The sequence below is a fragment of the Dyella acidisoli genome (assembly GCF_030160295.1).
GTDB lineage: Bacteria > Pseudomonadota > Gammaproteobacteria > Xanthomonadales > Rhodanobacteraceae > Dyella_B > Dyella_B acidisoli.
Window position 1 is genome coordinate 240,340 of record NZ_BSOB01000061.1, and the last position, 14,861, is coordinate 255,200.

A 14,861-nucleotide genomic window follows, 5' to 3' on the forward strand; every position below is an offset into this window, starting at 1 on the left:
CAGTGGAATTGCCTTATAACTTTCGCGATCCCTCGCTGGCCGCACTTGCTCTGACGCACCGCAGCGCGGGCAAACCCAACAATGAGCGCATGGAGTTTCTCGGCGACGCCCTGCTCGGGGCCATCGTCGCCGAGATGCTCTACGAGACGCACCCCAAAGCTGCCGAAGGCGAAATGTCCCGCCTGCGCGCGCAGTTGGTGAACGGGCAGGCGCTGGCCACGGTGGCGCGAGAACTCGAACTGGGTGATAGCCTGAAGCTCGGTTCCGGCGAGCTCAAGAGTGGCGGCTTCCGGCGCGATTCCATTCTGGCCGACGCGTTCGAAGCATTGGTGGCGGCGGTTTATCTGGACGGTGGTTTCGAGGCCTGCAGGACCGTGGTGCGTACCTTGTTCACCGACCGCGTCGCCGCCTTGCCGCACTCGTCCAAAGACGCAAAGACCCGGCTGCAGGAATGGTTGCAGGCACAAGGCCAGCCCTTACCACATTACGAGCTGGTGTCCACCGAAGGTGAGGAACACGCCCGCGTTTTCGAAGTGAACTGTGTGATTGCCGAGCCGATGGCCGTGACTGCCGCGGGCCGTGGCAGCAGCCGGCGGCTTGCCGAGCAGGATGCCGCCGAAGTGGTTTTGGCCCGCCTTGTCGGCGTCCAGGAAGGGTCGTGATTCACGCGACCTGGCCGCACCGTTTCAATACCTGACTTTTTTGCATGGCGATGCCACCCGAGGTGGCGTTCGCGAGCGAGCGGCGCCATGCTTATACCCGACTACGAAGAGTACCCTCGTACCATGAACGACGAACGCGACGACAACGTCGAGAACGAACTGCCGCATTCGGACTTCCGCTGCGGCTTCGTGGCACTGACCGGCCGGCCGAATGTCGGCAAGTCGACCTTGCTCAATGCATTGATCGGCTTTCGCCTGTCGATCGTCAGCCCGCGTCCGCAGACGACGCGCCATCGCATTCTCGGCATTGCTACCAGCGGAGCCGGGCAAGTTCTCTATGTGGATACGCCGGGTCTGCATCGCGGCGCTAAGCGGGCCATGAACCGCAGCCTCAACCGCGCCGTACATTCCGCATTGAGCGAAGTGGAACTGGCTGTGCAAGTGATTGAAGCCGGGCGTTGGACAGACGAAGACGAAGCGCTCTACGAGGCACTGGCCGAGCAACGCATTCCGCGTCTGCTGGTGATCAATAAAGTCGACCTCAGCAAAGACAAGGCGACGCTGTTGCCGTTCGTGGCCGAACTCTGCGAAAAGCACAGTTTCGAAGCCGTGCATTACGTCAGCGCACTGAAGAGCAAGGGCCTGGACGTGCTCGCGCAAGACATCCTGTCGCGCCTGCCAGTGCGCGCGCCGGTGTTCGGTGAAGACGAGATCACCGATCGCAGCGAACGATTTCTCGCTGCGGAGATGGTGCGCGAGCAACTGATGCTGCGCCTCAATCAGGAGCTGCCATATGCCACCACGGTGGAGATCGAGCAGTTCAATGATCGCCCCGACGGCGTAGCGGAAATCCATGCCGTGATCTGGGTGGAACGCGATGGCCAGAAAGCTATCGTCATCGGTCAAGGTGGCGAACAGCTCAAAGCCATCGGCAGCGCCGCGCGCCGTCATATGGAGCGGATGTTCGATCGCAAGGTCTTCCTGCGGCTGTGGGTGAAGGTGCGTGAGGGCTGGGCGGATGACGAATCGATGTTGAAGCAGTTTGGGTATACCGATTAGTGCGATTGATCCCATACCGACTCTCTTCTGTAACCAGGAGAGGGCGCTAATAGCACGCTCATAAACCCATGCTCATCGAGCAACAGCCCGCGTACGTCCTGCACTCGCGCCCCTACCGCGAAACCTCGCTGCTGCTCGAATGTCTGACACGCGATCACGGACGCCTGGGCGTCGTTGCGCGTGGCGTACGCAGCCAGCGAGGCCGATTGCAGCGCTCGCAATTGGAGCCATTCCAGCCGTTGGTGTTGGATCTGCAAATGCGTGGTGAATTGGCGACTTTGCGGATCGCTGAGTCCACGGCGGTACCGTTACGGCTGCAAGGCGATGCGGGCTTGGCAGGCTTGTATGTCAACGAACTGGTGGTGCGACTCACGGAACGTCAGGACCCGCATCCGGAGCTTTTCCACGCTTACGCGCAGACACTTGCGCGCCTGGCCGCGGGTGAATCCCTCGCGTGGCATTTACGACGTTTCGAACGCGATCTGTTAGCTGCACTTGGTTATGCCTTGCAGCTCGATGCAGATGCGGATACCGGCGAACCTTTGCAGCCGGAAGTGCTGTATGCGTATCGCCCGGAGCACGGTGCTGTGCGATGCAACCCCAACGAGCCGCATGCCTTGTGCGGCGATGATCTGCTTGCGCTGTGTGACGATCGCATGCCCGATGCACAAGGGCTGCATGCGTTGCGCGGCATGATGCGCGAACTGATCCGCTTTCATCTCGGTGGCGTTGAACTGCGTGCATGGCGCGTTTTGCGCGGAGCGCTTACGCGCCGTTAGCCGTATCGGTTCAGACCGGCGATAACGCTTCGATAGTCTGTTGTACCGAACGCCGAAAAGCTGCCAACGGCAACATCGCCCCGCGATGCTCCAGCTTCAAATGCTGTTGCAGCGAAACGATGTTTTCCGACAGCGAAGCCGCACCACAGAACCCGCACGATGAACGCAGCTTGTGCAAGCGCGCTTCCAGCGCCTTGGCATCTGTGTTCAGATCGTCCAGCTCTTCGCAGATGTTCATCAGTTCCTGCCGGAACAGGCCGCGTAGTGCCTGTACCACCGCCGGGGTGCCACTGGTGTTCAAGGCTAGACCGTCGTCCAGCACCGGCAGATTGCGGCGGCCGGATGTGGCCAAGGCGAGTATGTCGCGTAGATCCTGCAGCGTGCATGGCTTGGGCAGCACAGCGTGGAAACCAGCCGCGAGTAGTGTCTGCTGAGCCTCGGCATCCAATTCAGCGCTGCTGGCGACAGCTGGGCTACTTACCGAGCGCGCGTTCTGGTCGTTGCGAAGATAGGTCAGGATTTCGACCGCGCCACCGCCTGGCATCCGGCAATCCAGCACCAGCAAGTCGAAAGGTTCGTCGTGGGTCAGCGTCTGCGCTTCGCCGCCTGAGGTGGCGAGCGCAACGCGCGCGCCGAACTGGCGAAAAGCGTCGCCGAGAAAGCAGCGCGTAGGTGCATCGTCATCGGCCACCAGCACATAAGGCTCGGTAGCGGAAGTGGGCAAGGTGTTGTCTAGCGGGTACGGCATGGTCCTGTGTCCGTATCGTTCAGCTTAGTTTGGCAGAATGATCTCTCCATGTTGTCCTTCCGCCGCCCGCTCGTCGTCTGTGCTTTCTGGACCCTGCTGTGGGCCGCGCCCTCGTGGGCGAGTACTGTCGTGACTGCCAAGCGGATCGACGTGCCAGGGGTAACGCTGCAAGACGTGCGGGCGCAACTCGATCCTGGCGCCACCCAGGATACCGTGCAGATTACCCTGCGTGCAGGCAAGGCGGATATTCCCGGACTCGGCTGGCGCAAAGTCGGCATGACGGTCAGCGGCAACCTGCGCCGCGATGTCCAGCTGCGCTGGGTCTTCGATGGCACCGTGCAGCTCAGCGGCGCACCCGGTGGCGCGTTCGGCAACGGTACGATCAACTGGGTGGTCGATACGTCCGCCAACACGATGGAGGTCGATGCCAGTCAGGGGGCGGCGCACATCAGCGCTGCGTTTCCACTCGATCAGACAACCCATGCGCAGATCAATCTGCGTAACCTGCCAGCAGGTTGGCTGCAAGGCCTGCTGGCAACCGTCTGGCCTGCGCACGTGGCGGGTGGGAAACTCGATGCGGATCTCGCCCTGGATGTACGTGATCAGGGGTTTCAATCTTCCGGCGACATCACCTTTGCCGACCTCAAATACGCAACGCCCGCCGGCAACGTCGCCGGCCAGGGTCTGAATGGGCACGCGCGTTTCTCGCTGGACGCCACCGCGCGTCCGGCACAGTTGTCCTTGAATGGCAGCCTTCACGGCGGCGATCTGCAAATGGGGCCGGTGCTCGCGAAACTTCCATCGCACGAAGTGGTGCTGGATCTCGGCGCCAGCTCCGAGCGGGGCGGCCTCGCCATCAACCATCTGCGCATGGATGATGCGGATGCACTGCAACTGGAAGGCGCGCTGGCGATCGATGCCAAGGGCAATCTGCAGAAACTTCGGCTGGACCATTTCCAAGCCCATTTTCCCACCGCCTACGATCGCTATGGCCAGCCGTGGCTGGACAATCTGATCGAATCGCATCCGCAGATCACCGGGCAACTTGAAGGGCATGTCGACTATGCCGGCGAAAGCTTGAGAAGCTTGGCCTTCCATACAGATGGGCTGGATGTGACCGATGGCACGGGGCAGCTGCAGGCAAACGGGCTGCGCGGCGATCTTGATTGGGCGGCGCAAGGCGAAAAATCGCCCACGACGGTGGCCTGGAATCAATTGACCGTGCATCAGTTTGCATGGAGTGCCATGCAATCGCGCTGGCGCAGTCGCGACGGCATGCTCAGTCTGCAAGCGCCGCTGGAGCTGCCAGTGTGGAAAGGGCAAACCAGAGTGACCAAGTTCGAATGGCGGCCGGCCGCGGCAAAGGCCGAGCGCATTGATTTGGCGGCTAACGTGGAAGGGGTGGACTTGAGTGCCGTCAACCAGGCGCTCGGCTGGACACCGTTTCCAGGCACGCTGGACGGCACTATTTCCGCAGTACGTTGGATAGGCGATCGCTATGCGCTGCAGGGCGCATTGACCGCCAAGGCCTTCGGCGGCACCGCCGCCATCGATCACATCACCGTGCAGCAGCCCTTGAGTACCACACCTATGCTGGGTGGCGATCTAACCCTGCATCAGATCGACCTCGCGCCGTTGTCCGATACTTTCAATTTCGGTGCCATGAGCGGGCACATGGACGGCAGCATTGATGGGCTGCAACTCGTCGGCGGCACGGCGGTGGCTTTCAAGGCATCTCTACTGGCCCAAACTGGCGGGCGCATCAGTCTGCGCGCCGCCAACAACCTTTCTGTCGTTACCGGTGGCAGCCCCGCAAGCGGCCTGCAGGGCGCGGTGATGAAGCTGTTCAAGGCCGCCAGCTACAAGCGCATGGGCCTCGACGTCAGCCTGCAGAACGGTGTTTGCTCCTTGAGCGGACTGGATGGCGATGCCAACGGCTACTCGATCGTCGAAGGCTCCGGCTTGCCGTATATGCACGTCACCGGCACTCAGAACCGGATCGAATGGCCGCTGCTGGTCCGGCGCCTCAAGACGGCTACGCAGGGCGCTGTCGCCGACCGCTAAGAGCCCTGGGTCACGGCTGGTATCATTGGCGGCCAACCGGGCCGGTCTGGCCTATCCTTCCTTTTGTATGCGTTTACCCGGGTCGCCTGCGATCCAGGGATGCTGTTTTCCAAGAGTGCCGATGAAAGAATTCGAAGCCCCCATTACCGATCTGAGTCACGACGGCCGGGGCGTGGCCCGCATCGACGGCAAGACGGTGTTCGTCACCGGTGCTTTGCTCGGCGAGCAGGTGCGTCTGCGTATCCGCAAACGCCATCGCAACTTCGACGAAGCGGAAACCGTTGAAATCCTCACGCGGTCGCCGCACCGGGTTGAGCCGCGCTGCAGCCATTTCGGACAATGCGGCGGCTGTTCGCTGCAGCATCTGGATGCCGCCTCGCAGATCGAAGCAAAGCAGCGCGTCCTGGTCGACAACTTCGCGCGCATCGGCAAGGTGGAACCGGAAAGCTGGCTGCCGCCGCTCACCGACGAAGCCTGGGGCTATCGCCGCAAAGGTCGCCTGTCGGTGCGCGCGGTGGCGAAGAAGGGCCGTGTGCTGGTTGGTTTTCGCGAAGAGAGCAATCCGCGTTTCGTTGCCGACATCACGCATTGCGATGTCGTGCATCCGGCGCTCGGGCCGAAGATCGGTCTGCTGGGCGAGCTGGTAGGCAGCATGGATGCCGCGGCCGATATTGCGCAGATCGAATTCGCGGCTGGGGACGACACCATCGCGCTGGTGTTTCGTCATCTCAAGCCGCTGACCGAAGGCGATCGGGCCAAGTTGGTGGCATTTGCTCAGCAACATGGTTTTGCCATCTATCTGCAACCCGGTGGCGTCAGCAGCGTGCATCCGCTATGGCCGGAACATCCGCGCCTGGCTTTCCGCGTTCCTGCAGGTGAAGGCGTGGAGGATGTGGAACTCGAATTCCAGCCGTTGGATTTCGTGCAAATCAACGCCGGATTGAATCGCCGCATGATGCTGCGCACGATGGAATTGCTCGATCCGCAACCGCAGGATCGCGTGCTGGACCTGTTCTGCGGGCTTGGCAATTTCACGCTGCCATTGGCGCGTCGCGTGGCTGAAGTCACCGGTGTGGAAGGCGAGCATGGTTTGGTAGCACGCGCGGCGGACAATGCTTCGCGCAATGGCCTTGCCAACGCACGTTTCCAAGTCGCCAACTTGTTTGAGGATCAGCGCGGCACCGACTGGGCGCGCAAGCCTTGGGACAAGCTGCTGCTCGATCCGCCGCGTGCCGGTGCGGACAAGGTGCTGGAATATCTGCCGCACAAGGAAACGCGCCGTATCGTTTACGTTTCCTGTCATCCTGCTTCGTTGGCGCGCGATGCTGGCATCCTCGTCCATCAGCATGGCTTTCGCCTGAAGTCGGCCGGCGTGATGGACATGTTCCCGCACACTGCGCATGTGGAATCCATTGCGCTGTTCGAACGTAGGTAAGATGCTCGAATGGCTATCGAAATCGAACGCAAATTCCTGCTCGCCAATGACGACTGGCGCGCTGAAGTGACGTCCAGCATGCGCATCGCGCAAGGTTACCTGGTGGACGTGCGCGCACTGCGCGAAGGCACGGCGCGCGCGTCCGTGCGCGTGCGCATCAGCGGCGAGCGGGCCTGGCTCAACATCAAATCGGTAGAGCTTGGCGTGGCACGCGCCGAATACGAATTGCCGTTGGCGCTTGATGACGCGCAATCCATGCTGGCAACGCTGTGCAACGGTGCGCTTGAAAAAATTCGCCACCATGTCGAAATCGACGGTTGGTTGTTCGAGATCGACGAATTCCTCGGTGCCAACAGCGGCTTGTTTGTCGCGGAAGTGGAGTTGCCTGCAAAGGATGCATCATTTCCGCGCCCGGCTTGGTTGGGGCGCGAAGTGAGCCACCTGGCGCGCTACTACAACGTCAACCTGCTTGAGCATCCTTTCTCCGACTGGAGCGACGACGAGCGCATCGCCTCGGACGTCGTGGCAGGGGAGAGCGTTTGATGCTGCTGATCGGCATCGCCGGCACCGAGCTGCTGTCGCACGAACACGCGTGGCTCACTGCGCCCGGTGTGGCCGGCGTGATTCTGTTTGCGCGCAACTACAAAAGTCGCGAGCAATTGCTCGCATTGACCGAATCCATCCGTTCGATGGCGGGTGAAGATTTCCTGCTCGCAGTCGATCAGGAAGGCGGTCCTGTGCAACGCTTCCGCGAAGACTTCACGCGCTTGCCGGCGCTGGCGAAAATCGGTGTGGTTTACGACCGCGATCCGATCGAAGCCATCGAGCTCGCGCAGGAACACGCCTGGGTGATGGCGAGCGAGCTGCGCGCCAGCGGCGTTGATTTCAGTTTCGCTCCCGTGGCCGATCTGGCGCGCGGCAATGCTGCGATCGGTACGCGTGCGTTCCATGCCGATCCAGATATCGCCGGCGAGCTGATCCACGCCTATGTGCGCGGCATCCATCTGGGCGGTATGGCGGCGGTGCTCAAGCATTTCCCCGGTCATGGCTCGGTGGCCGTCGATACGCACAAGGCGCAGGCGATTGATCCGCGTTCGCTGGATGACATTCGCCGTGACGATCTGCGTCCATTCCTGGAAGGTTTCTCGGCCCATGCCGAGGCCGTGATGATGGCGCATGTGGTGTACCCGGCCGTGGACGATCAGCCTGCCGGCTATTCGCGCCGCTGGATCCAGGACATCTTGCGCAGCGAACTCGGCTTTCAAGGCGCGGTGATCAGCGACGACATCAGCATGGCGGCCGCCGGCGTGGCCGGCGGGGTGGCCGAACGCGTGCACGCGCATCTGCAAGCGGGCTGCGATCTGGTATTGGCCTGTTTCCCCGACGTCGTGGAAGAAGCCATCGCTGCCATGCCCACGCCTTCCGGAGCCAGCATGCAACGCATCGCCGCTTTGCGTGGCGCAGTCGGCTCGACCTGGGCCAGCCTGCTGGACAATCCGCAACGCGATCAATTCGTCGCGCGCGTTACCGCATTGGATCACTAAGGATTTTCGTCATGAGCACATCCTCATCCACCCAGGCCGTCCCTTCCCTGGCGGAAGCATTGACTCGCTCCGACATTCTGTTCAAGCGGGAAGACCTGGACACCGTCATCGCACACTTGGGGCGCGCCGTCGATGCAGCACTCGATGGCGAACGCGCCGTGTTTCTCACCGTGATGAACGGCGCGCTGATGTTCGGCGCACAGCTTGCTTTGTCGATTCGCACCGATCTTGAATTCGACTACGTGCACGCGACACGCTATCGCGGCGCAACCAGCGGCAAAGAGCTGCATTGGCTGCGCGCACCTTCCGCGTCCTTGCAGGGGCGCACCGTGTTGCTGGTGGATGACATTCTGGACGAAGGGCACACCCTCAAGGCGGTGCGCGACGACTGCCTGCTGCGTGGCGCCAAGCGCGTACTGGTCGCCACACTTTGCCGCAAACAGCACGGCCGTTGCGTGGAAGGCATTGAAAGCGATTTCAACGGCGTGGATCTTCCCGACCGTTACGTCTTCGGCTATGGCATGGACTATTACGAGCAAGGCCGTAATCTGCCTGCCATTTACGCGTTGAAAGAATAACCTCGTACTTTTTGGGGCCGTCATTCCCGCGAAAGCAGGTACGCGGGGAGGGCACATGGATGTGCCCGGCTTTGAGGAGCGAGGAATCCATTTTTCAATTACCACCAAAGAGCAACATGGATTCCCGCTTTCGCGGGAATGACGGCTCTGAGGTATTCGCTACAGGAAAAGCGTGATGTCACACCCCATCGACCTCGCCGTGATCGGCGGCAGTGGCTTGTATCAGTTTCCAGGTCTGGAAAATGCCACGCGTCAAAGCGTCGAAACGCCGTATGGCCCGGCGTCCGGCGACGTCGTGATAGGCGATTTCGCCGGCCGGCGCATCGCCTTTCTCGCCCGTCATGGCGAAAGCCACACCTTGCCCCCGCACCGGGTGAACTACCGTGCAAACGTGTGGGCTTTGCATCATCTCGGCGCGCGCCGGGTGATTGGGGTAAATGCCGTTGGCGGTATTCGGCACGACATGGGGCCGCGCGCCATCGTCGTACCGGATCAGATCATCGATTACACGCACGGGCGCTACACGAGTTTTTGCGACGTCGAAGGTGCCGAGGTCAAACACATCGATTTCAGCGAACCCTATACAGCTTCCTTGCGTATCGCCTTGATCAATGCGGGAAAAAAGGCGGGCGTAGCGGTGATAGATGGCGGCTGCTACGGCGCCACCCAGGGACCGCGACTGGAAACCCGTGCGGAAATCGCGCGCATGAAACGCGACGGCTGTGATCTGGTTGGCATGACCGGCATGCCCGAAGCCACATTGGCGCGCGAACTTGAACTGGAATACGCCTGCCTTGCATTGGTTGCCAACTTCGCCGCCGGTTGTGGCGACGAGGCTGAAATCAGCATCGAGGAAATCTTTGCGCACCTGGCGGCGGCGACTGCGGAGGTACCCCCCATCCTTGCGGAATTGCTCAAAAGCTAAGCAACGGGCTGGCCCGGAAATACCCTACCAATCGCACTGCATATTGCGCTTTATATAAAAACATGCAGATACTTTCTCTGTGCCAGGGGCGGCGGACCTAGGGGTAGAGGTGGTTCTCGCAGAGACTTGGTGCATCCAGTCCTTAGATTCAGAGGTTCACGCAAATGCGTTTCGGTACGGTCAAGTGGTTCAACGATGCCAAGGGTTTCGGCTTCATCGCGCCCGAGGACGGTGGGGAGGACGTGTTTGTCCACTTCTCAGCGATTAACTCCAAGGGCTTCCGCAGCCTGCAAGAAGGTCAGCGCGTGAAGTTCGAAGTCACCACGGGTCCGAAAGGTGCCCAGGCTTCCGGTGTTGAAATCGCAAGTTGAGCAAGCCATCGTTGTGACCGCGATTCAAAAAGAAAACCCCGCCTCGGCGGGGTTTTCTTTTTAGACGAGGAAAAATTTTAGATCGATGCAAAGGTGCGTAATCGTTATCGCCTTTTGCTTGCGTGGAGAATGCGATAACTGCCTAAGTAAGCCCCTCGCCCGGAGGGAGAGGGGCATGTTTTCAGAGCCTGATCACGACGAGTCACGCGACAAACTGCAGCCGCGCAAGCTCTGCGTAAAGACCGCCTTCCGCCAACAGACTTTCGTGCGTACCCTGCGCCACGATGCGTCCGCCATCCATCACCACAATGCGATCCGCGCGCTGCACGGTGGCAAGGCGATGGGCGATCACCAGGGTGGTACGGCCTTTCTCCAAACGCTCCAGTGCCTGCTGGATCGCCGCTTCCGATTGAGCGTCCAGTGACGACGTCGCTTCGTCCAAGAGCAACAACGGAGCGTTGCGCAAGATCGCGCGTGCAATGGCGATGCGCTGGCGTTGACCGCCAGAAAGGCGTACGCCACGCTCGCCCAGTTCCGCTTCGTAACCATCCGGCAGCATCTGGATGAAATCGTGCGCCTCGGCCGCGCGGGTGGCTGCACGTACTTCCTCGTCACTGGCGTCTTGGCGGCCGAAGCGAACGTTGTTGGCCGCGGTGCCGCCGAAGATCACCGTCTCCTGGGGTACCAGCGCAATCGCACCACGCAATTCGGGCAGCGTCATGGCGCGCAGATCGATGCCGTCGAAACGGATATGCCCTCGCTGGGGATCGTAGAAACGCAACAGCAAGGCGAACACCGTGCTCTTGCCCGCGCCCGAAGGCCCGACCAGCGCCACCGTTTCGCCTGGCCGGATATCCAGATTGAAACCATGCAGGGCCGGTGCATCCGGGCGGGTGGGGTAGTGGAATTCGACATCCTCAAAACGCAGCGCGCCGCGCACCGGTCGCGGCAAGGCTTGCGGATGCAGCGGATCGGCGATGCTGGCTTCCTCGCCGAACAACTCGCCGATGCGTTCCATCGCACCGGCCGCGCGCAGCACGTCGCCCCACACATCCGAAAGACCCATCATCGAGCCGCCGGAAAGCATGGCGTACACCACGAACTGCGCCAGCACACCGGCTTCCAGACTACCGGCCAGCACATCGCGTGCGCCCACCCATAGCACCAACGTGATCGCACCGAAGAACAGCACGATCACCGCTGCAGTAAGTATCGTGCGCATACCAATGCGGCTGCGCGCAGTAGCCAGCGCGCGTGCAATGGCGCTGCCGTAGCGATCGCTTTCGATGCCCTCGCGTGCATACGCTTTGACGGCCGGCGCCGCGTTGAGCGTTTCGTTGGCGACCGCTGCCGCGTCGGCAAGCCGGTCCTGGCTGGCGCGCGAAAGCTTTTGCACGCGGCGCCCGAAAATCAGTATCGGCAATACCACGGCGGGAATCACCAGTGCGGTCAATCCGGCCAGTCGCGGACTGGTCCAGATCATTGCGACGGTCGCACCCACCAACATCACTGCACTGCGCAACGCCACCGAGATGCCCGAACCCACCAACGCCTGCACCACTTCCGTGTCGGTGCCCAAGCGCGAAATCAGTTCACCCACCCGATTGCGTTCGAAAAAGCCGACATCCAGGCGAATCACGTGCGCATACAATTTCGAGCGCAGCGCGGCGAGCGTGCGCTCGCCCAGCAACGTAATGCAGTAGAAGCGCGCGGCGGTGGCAAACGCCATCACCAAGGCCACGGCAAACAGGCCCAGAAAGCTGCTGTTGATCGCCGTGGTGCTGGAGTTGCGAAAGCCGTGATCGATCATGTGCCGCACTGCCATCGGCAGTACCAGCGTGGCGCTGGAAGAAATGGCCAGAAACACCAGCCATCCCAGCGCCAACACGCGATGCGGCTTCATGAACGGCCATAGCAGCCGGAGGGAACCGATACGGCGAGGGGGCTTGGGATCGTTCGCAGAAGTCGTGCTCATGGAGCCTCGCCGCAGTCAGGACCGATTCGACATGGGGCTTTCGCCAGGCGATTCAATCATTCCAGCGAATATGCCTCACGGCGCCCGCGGCTGATATCCACGATGCGTGCCTTGGCTTCAGCCGCCCGATCGGCAGGAAGGCGCAGATGCAGCGTTACGCCTTCGGCATCGAAGGCCTCCTGTTCGACCTCTGCGCCGAGTTCCTTCAGCCTGGCCTTCATCAGGGTGAGCTCGGCGAAATCGCAATGAAGGCCCAGTCGAGCCATCGCCACGATGGGTGTGCGCTCGGCAAGGCGCAGGCACTCGGCGGCGGTACCGCCGTAGGCGCGCGCCAAGCCGCCAGCGCCGAGCTTGATACCGCCGAACCAGCGCGTAACCACCACCACGACACCGTCGATGCCCTGACCCTCAATGGCCTGCAGGATGGGCCGGCCGGCGGTGCCGCCGGGTTCCCCGTCGTCGTTGAAGCGATAATCCTGGCCGATGCGGTACGCCCAGCAGTTATGCGTGGCCGAGGCGTCGCTGACGTGCTGCACAAACGCCAATGCCTGCTGCGGGGTATCCACGGGCGCAGCCTGGGCGAGGAAGCGGCTTTTGCGAATATCTTCGCTGTGTTGGAAAGGGGCGGTCAGGGTGTGCAACATCGAGCTCATGCTGCAGAGGGTAGGCGAAATCGCTGACTGCAGTCATATCGTGTATGACGACTTACACTACGCTGCCCGCTTTTGATGGGAATGGATGCGCATGCTGCTTCTGTTGTTTCTGCTTTGCGTGATGGGCTATCTGGTCAGCCGTTTTCGCCGCGGCCGTGGCGGCTGGCTGTTTTATGGACTCGCGTTCGTTCTATTCGTGGCCAGCGCCTGTGGGCCGCTGCCAGCCTGGTTGCTCACCCACCTGCAGGCGCCTTATGCGACCCGGCCTGCAGTGACCTGGGCACCGCGCAACGCAATCGTGGTGCTGGGTGTGGGCACATCGCGCGTAGCATTCACCGGGCAGGTCAACCCCACGGTCTTCGCGGGAGGGCGGCTTGCGGAAGGTTATACGCTGTATCGCGCGTGCAAGCAGAGCGGTAACGATTGCAAAGTGATCGTCACTGGCGGTGATCCGTTCCGTAATGGTGTAACGGAAGCAGCTGCGTATGGCGACGTGTTGCTCGGCATGGGCGTGGAGCGTAACGACCTCATGCTCGAAACGCGCAGCATGAATACCTGGCAGAACGCGCAATTCGTGCAGCCCATGCTCACGGCGTACATGCCTCAGCGCGTGGTGCTGGTGACATCCGCCGTGCATATGCGCAGGGCGCAGAAGTATTTCGAGCACTTCGGTATCGATGCGCTACCGGTGCGTGCCGACTACGAGGACGCGCGACTGACGCTGTTCCCGATGGGTTGGAACATGTCGCTGACGGAAGCTGCGTTGCACGAATACGTGGGTGTGTTGACGTATTACATGTACAACGCGTTTGGCTGGAATGCGCCGCCGAGTCGATACGGCGCGCCTTGATTCGTAAGTTGGGGTGCAAACCCCAACATGGTGATGTTAGTTCTCGCGAGGTTGGCCCCTCACCCCAACCCTCTCCCCGAAGGGGAGAGGGGGAAAGGCAACATCACGCGCTCTTCAACGAAGCGATATCAATCACAAAGCGATAGCGCACATCGCTGCTGAGCATCCGCCCGTAAGCCGTGTTGATGTCCTGGATGTTGATCATCTCCACATCCGCACCAATGCCATGCTTCGCACAGAAATCCAGCATCTCCTGCGTTTCCGCTATGCCGCCGATCAACGAACCGGCCAGCGAGCGTCGGCCGAAGATCAATCCACCCGCATGCACCGGCGGGTTAACTGGTTCCACTAAGCCTACCAATACGTGTACGCCATCCAACTTCAGCGTGGCGAGGTAGGGATTGAGGTCGTGCTGATGCGGCACGGTATCCAGAATGAAATCGAAGTGGCCGGCGACGGCTTCCATCTGCTTCGGATCGGTGGACAGCACCACGTGATCGGCGCCCAGTCGGCGCGCTTCCTCTTCCTTGCCGGGCGAGCGGGTAAACAGCGTGACATCCGCGCCCAGCGCCTTGGCGAACTTTAGGCCCATGTGGCCCAGGCCACCGAGCCCGACGATAGCCACCTTGTGACCTTCGCCGATGTTCCAGTGGCGCAGCGGCGACCACGTGGTGATGCCGGCGCACAGCAGCGGCGCGGCAGCTTTCGGATCGACGCCATCGGGCACGCTTAGCACGAACGTGTCGGATACCACGATGCGCTCGGAGTAGCCGCCGTAGGTCGTGAGCCCGTCGCGTCGGTCGACGCTGTTGTAGGTGAAGGTGGGCATTTCGTTGCAGTACTGCTCCAGGCCTTGCGCACAGGCGTCACAGTGCTGGCAGGAGTCGACCATGCAACCTACACCCACCATGTCGCCGACCTTGAAGCGAGTCACCTCGGTGCCCACCGAAGCCACGCGGCCGATGATCTCGTGGCCGGGTACCAGCGGATACCGGCTGCCGCCCCATTCGTTGCGTGCTTGGTGGATGTCGGAATGGCAGACGCCGCAATACAGGATGTCGATCACCACATCGTCCGGTCGCGGGTCGCGGCGTTCGAACTGGTGCGGGGCGAGGGGCGTAGTAGCGGACTGCGCGGCGTAGCCGCGAATGCTGAGGGCCATGCGGTTCTCCAGAAGAAAGGGGGAGAGGAACATCGAGACGGCAAAGTATGCGCAGT

General features: G+C 61.5%; 15 protein-coding genes. 11 read left to right on the top strand and 4 right to left on the bottom strand.

What is annotated here, in order from left to right; genetic code table 11:
- Positions 1-2: 2 nt before the first annotated feature.
- The 3 genes from rnc (at position 3) to recO (ending at position 2,500) form a co-directional block, all read left to right on the top strand.
- Positions 3-662, top strand: coding sequence for a ribonuclease III (gene rnc / locus QQJ86_RS21890; RefSeq protein ID WP_284323089.1), 660 nt, complete (start codon positions 3-5; stop codon positions 660-662).
- Positions 663-785: 123 nt separating this feature from the next.
- Complete coding sequence (era, locus tag QQJ86_RS21895; protein ID WP_284323090.1) at positions 786-1,721, top strand: GTPase Era; 936 nt, start codon at positions 786-788, stop codon at positions 1,719-1,721.
- A gap of 68 nt (positions 1,722-1,789) precedes the next feature.
- Entirely contained in the window at positions 1,790-2,500 is a 711-nt protein-coding gene (gene recO / locus QQJ86_RS21900) for a DNA repair protein RecO (RefSeq protein ID WP_284323091.1), read from the top strand.
- Between the two features lie 10 nt (positions 2,501-2,510).
- On the opposite strand, the gene QQJ86_RS21905 is transcribed toward recO, so the two are convergent.
- Entirely contained in the window at positions 2,511-3,248 is a 738-nt protein-coding gene (locus QQJ86_RS21905; RefSeq protein WP_284323092.1) for a response regulator, read from the bottom strand.
- Positions 3,249-3,296: 48 nt separating this feature from the next.
- On the opposite strand from QQJ86_RS21905, the gene QQJ86_RS21910 reads away from it, so the two are divergent.
- From QQJ86_RS21910 to QQJ86_RS21940, 7 genes are all read left to right on the top strand, one after another.
- A complete protein-coding gene (locus QQJ86_RS21910) occupies positions 3,297-5,312 on the top strand; it encodes a translocation/assembly module TamB domain-containing protein (protein ID WP_284323093.1) in 2,016 nt (671 codons plus the stop codon).
- Positions 5,313-5,433: 121 nt separating this feature from the next.
- Positions 5,434-6,747, top strand: a complete 1,314-nt coding sequence (gene rlmD, locus QQJ86_RS21915; protein ID WP_284323094.1) for a 23S rRNA (uracil(1939)-C(5))-methyltransferase RlmD — start codon at positions 5,434-5,436, stop codon at positions 6,745-6,747.
- 9 nt (positions 6,748-6,756) lie between these two features.
- On the top strand, positions 6,757-7,290 hold the full coding sequence (locus tag QQJ86_RS21920) for a CYTH domain-containing protein (protein ID WP_284323095.1): 534 nt from the start codon (positions 6,757-6,759) through the stop codon (positions 7,288-7,290).
- Positions 7,290-8,291 (top strand): beta-N-acetylhexosaminidase, encoded by a 1,002-nt coding sequence (gene nagZ, locus QQJ86_RS21925; protein WP_284323096.1) that lies wholly within the window; start codon positions 7,290-7,292, stop codon positions 8,289-8,291. The genes QQJ86_RS21920 and nagZ overlap by 1 nt, the downstream gene beginning before the upstream one ends.
- 11 nt (positions 8,292-8,302) lie before the next feature.
- A complete protein-coding gene (locus QQJ86_RS21930) occupies positions 8,303-8,869 on the top strand; it encodes a hypoxanthine-guanine phosphoribosyltransferase (protein ID WP_284323097.1) in 567 nt (188 codons plus the stop codon).
- 175 nt (positions 8,870-9,044) lie between these two features.
- On the top strand, positions 9,045-9,794 hold the full coding sequence (locus QQJ86_RS21935; protein WP_284323098.1) for an S-methyl-5'-thioinosine phosphorylase: 750 nt from the start codon (positions 9,045-9,047) through the stop codon (positions 9,792-9,794).
- Positions 9,795-9,958: 164 nt separating this feature from the next.
- Positions 9,959-10,165, top strand: coding sequence for a cold-shock protein (locus tag QQJ86_RS21940; RefSeq protein ID WP_284323099.1), 207 nt, complete (start codon positions 9,959-9,961; stop codon positions 10,163-10,165).
- A 202-nt stretch (positions 10,166-10,367) separates the two neighbouring features.
- Here QQJ86_RS21940 and QQJ86_RS21945 read toward each other — a convergent pair whose 3' ends face one another.
- Together QQJ86_RS21945 and QQJ86_RS21950 are read right to left on the bottom strand one after the other, a co-directional pair.
- The gene (locus QQJ86_RS21945; protein ID WP_284323100.1) at positions 10,368-12,140 is read right to left on the bottom strand and encodes an ABC transporter transmembrane domain-containing protein; all 1,773 of its coding nucleotides are present in this window, start codon (positions 12,138-12,140) and stop codon (positions 10,368-10,370) included.
- A gap of 56 nt (positions 12,141-12,196) precedes the next feature.
- On the bottom strand, positions 12,197-12,793 hold the full coding sequence (locus tag QQJ86_RS21950) for an IMPACT family protein (protein WP_284323101.1): 597 nt from the start codon (positions 12,791-12,793) through the stop codon (positions 12,197-12,199).
- 91 nt (positions 12,794-12,884) lie between these two features.
- Between QQJ86_RS21950 and QQJ86_RS21955 the strand changes: the two genes are divergently transcribed.
- Positions 12,885-13,643 carry a YdcF family protein gene (locus tag QQJ86_RS21955; protein WP_284323102.1) on the top strand — a complete coding sequence of 253 codons (759 nt, stop codon included), beginning with the start codon at positions 12,885-12,887 and terminating at the stop codon, positions 13,641-13,643.
- A 103-nt stretch (positions 13,644-13,746) separates the two neighbouring features.
- Here the strand turns inward: QQJ86_RS21955 and QQJ86_RS21960 are convergent, their stop codons facing one another.
- The gene (locus QQJ86_RS21960; RefSeq protein WP_284323103.1) at positions 13,747-14,805 is read right to left on the bottom strand and encodes an NAD(P)-dependent alcohol dehydrogenase; all 1,059 of its coding nucleotides are present in this window, start codon (positions 14,803-14,805) and stop codon (positions 13,747-13,749) included.
- Positions 14,806-14,861: the final 56 nt, after the last annotated feature.

What these genes read in the sequence shown, in the direction of transcription:
- era (WP_284323090.1), top strand. Translation starts at nt 786, where the DNA reads ATGAACGACGAACGCGACGACAACGTCGAGAACGAACTGCCGCATTCG.
- recO (WP_284323091.1), top strand. Translation starts at nt 1,790, where the DNA reads ATGCTCATCGAGCAACAGCCCGCGTACGTCCTGCACTCGCGCCCCTAC.
- QQJ86_RS21905 (WP_284323092.1), bottom strand. Translation starts at nt 3,248, where the DNA reads ATGCCGTACCCGCTAGACAACACCTTGCCCACTTCCGCTACCGAGCCT.
- QQJ86_RS21910 (WP_284323093.1), top strand. Translation starts at nt 3,297, where the DNA reads ATGTTGTCCTTCCGCCGCCCGCTCGTCGTCTGTGCTTTCTGGACCCTG.
- rlmD (WP_284323094.1), top strand. Translation starts at nt 5,434, where the DNA reads ATGAAAGAATTCGAAGCCCCCATTACCGATCTGAGTCACGACGGCCGG.
- QQJ86_RS21920 (WP_284323095.1), top strand. Translation starts at nt 6,757, where the DNA reads ATGGCTATCGAAATCGAACGCAAATTCCTGCTCGCCAATGACGACTGG.
- nagZ (WP_284323096.1), top strand. Translation starts at nt 7,290, where the DNA reads ATGCTGCTGATCGGCATCGCCGGCACCGAGCTGCTGTCGCACGAACAC.
- QQJ86_RS21930 (WP_284323097.1), top strand. Translation starts at nt 8,303, where the DNA reads ATGAGCACATCCTCATCCACCCAGGCCGTCCCTTCCCTGGCGGAAGCA.
- QQJ86_RS21935 (WP_284323098.1), top strand. Translation starts at nt 9,045, where the DNA reads ATGTCACACCCCATCGACCTCGCCGTGATCGGCGGCAGTGGCTTGTAT.
- QQJ86_RS21940 (WP_284323099.1), top strand. Translation starts at nt 9,959, where the DNA reads ATGCGTTTCGGTACGGTCAAGTGGTTCAACGATGCCAAGGGTTTCGGC.
- QQJ86_RS21945 (WP_284323100.1), bottom strand. Translation starts at nt 12,140, where the DNA reads ATGAGCACGACTTCTGCGAACGATCCCAAGCCCCCTCGCCGTATCGGT.
- QQJ86_RS21950 (WP_284323101.1), bottom strand. Translation starts at nt 12,793, where the DNA reads ATGAGCTCGATGTTGCACACCCTGACCGCCCCTTTCCAACACAGCGAA.
- QQJ86_RS21955 (WP_284323102.1), top strand. Translation starts at nt 12,885, where the DNA reads ATGCTGCTTCTGTTGTTTCTGCTTTGCGTGATGGGCTATCTGGTCAGC.
- QQJ86_RS21960 (WP_284323103.1), bottom strand. Translation starts at nt 14,805, where the DNA reads ATGGCCCTCAGCATTCGCGGCTACGCCGCGCAGTCCGCTACTACGCCC.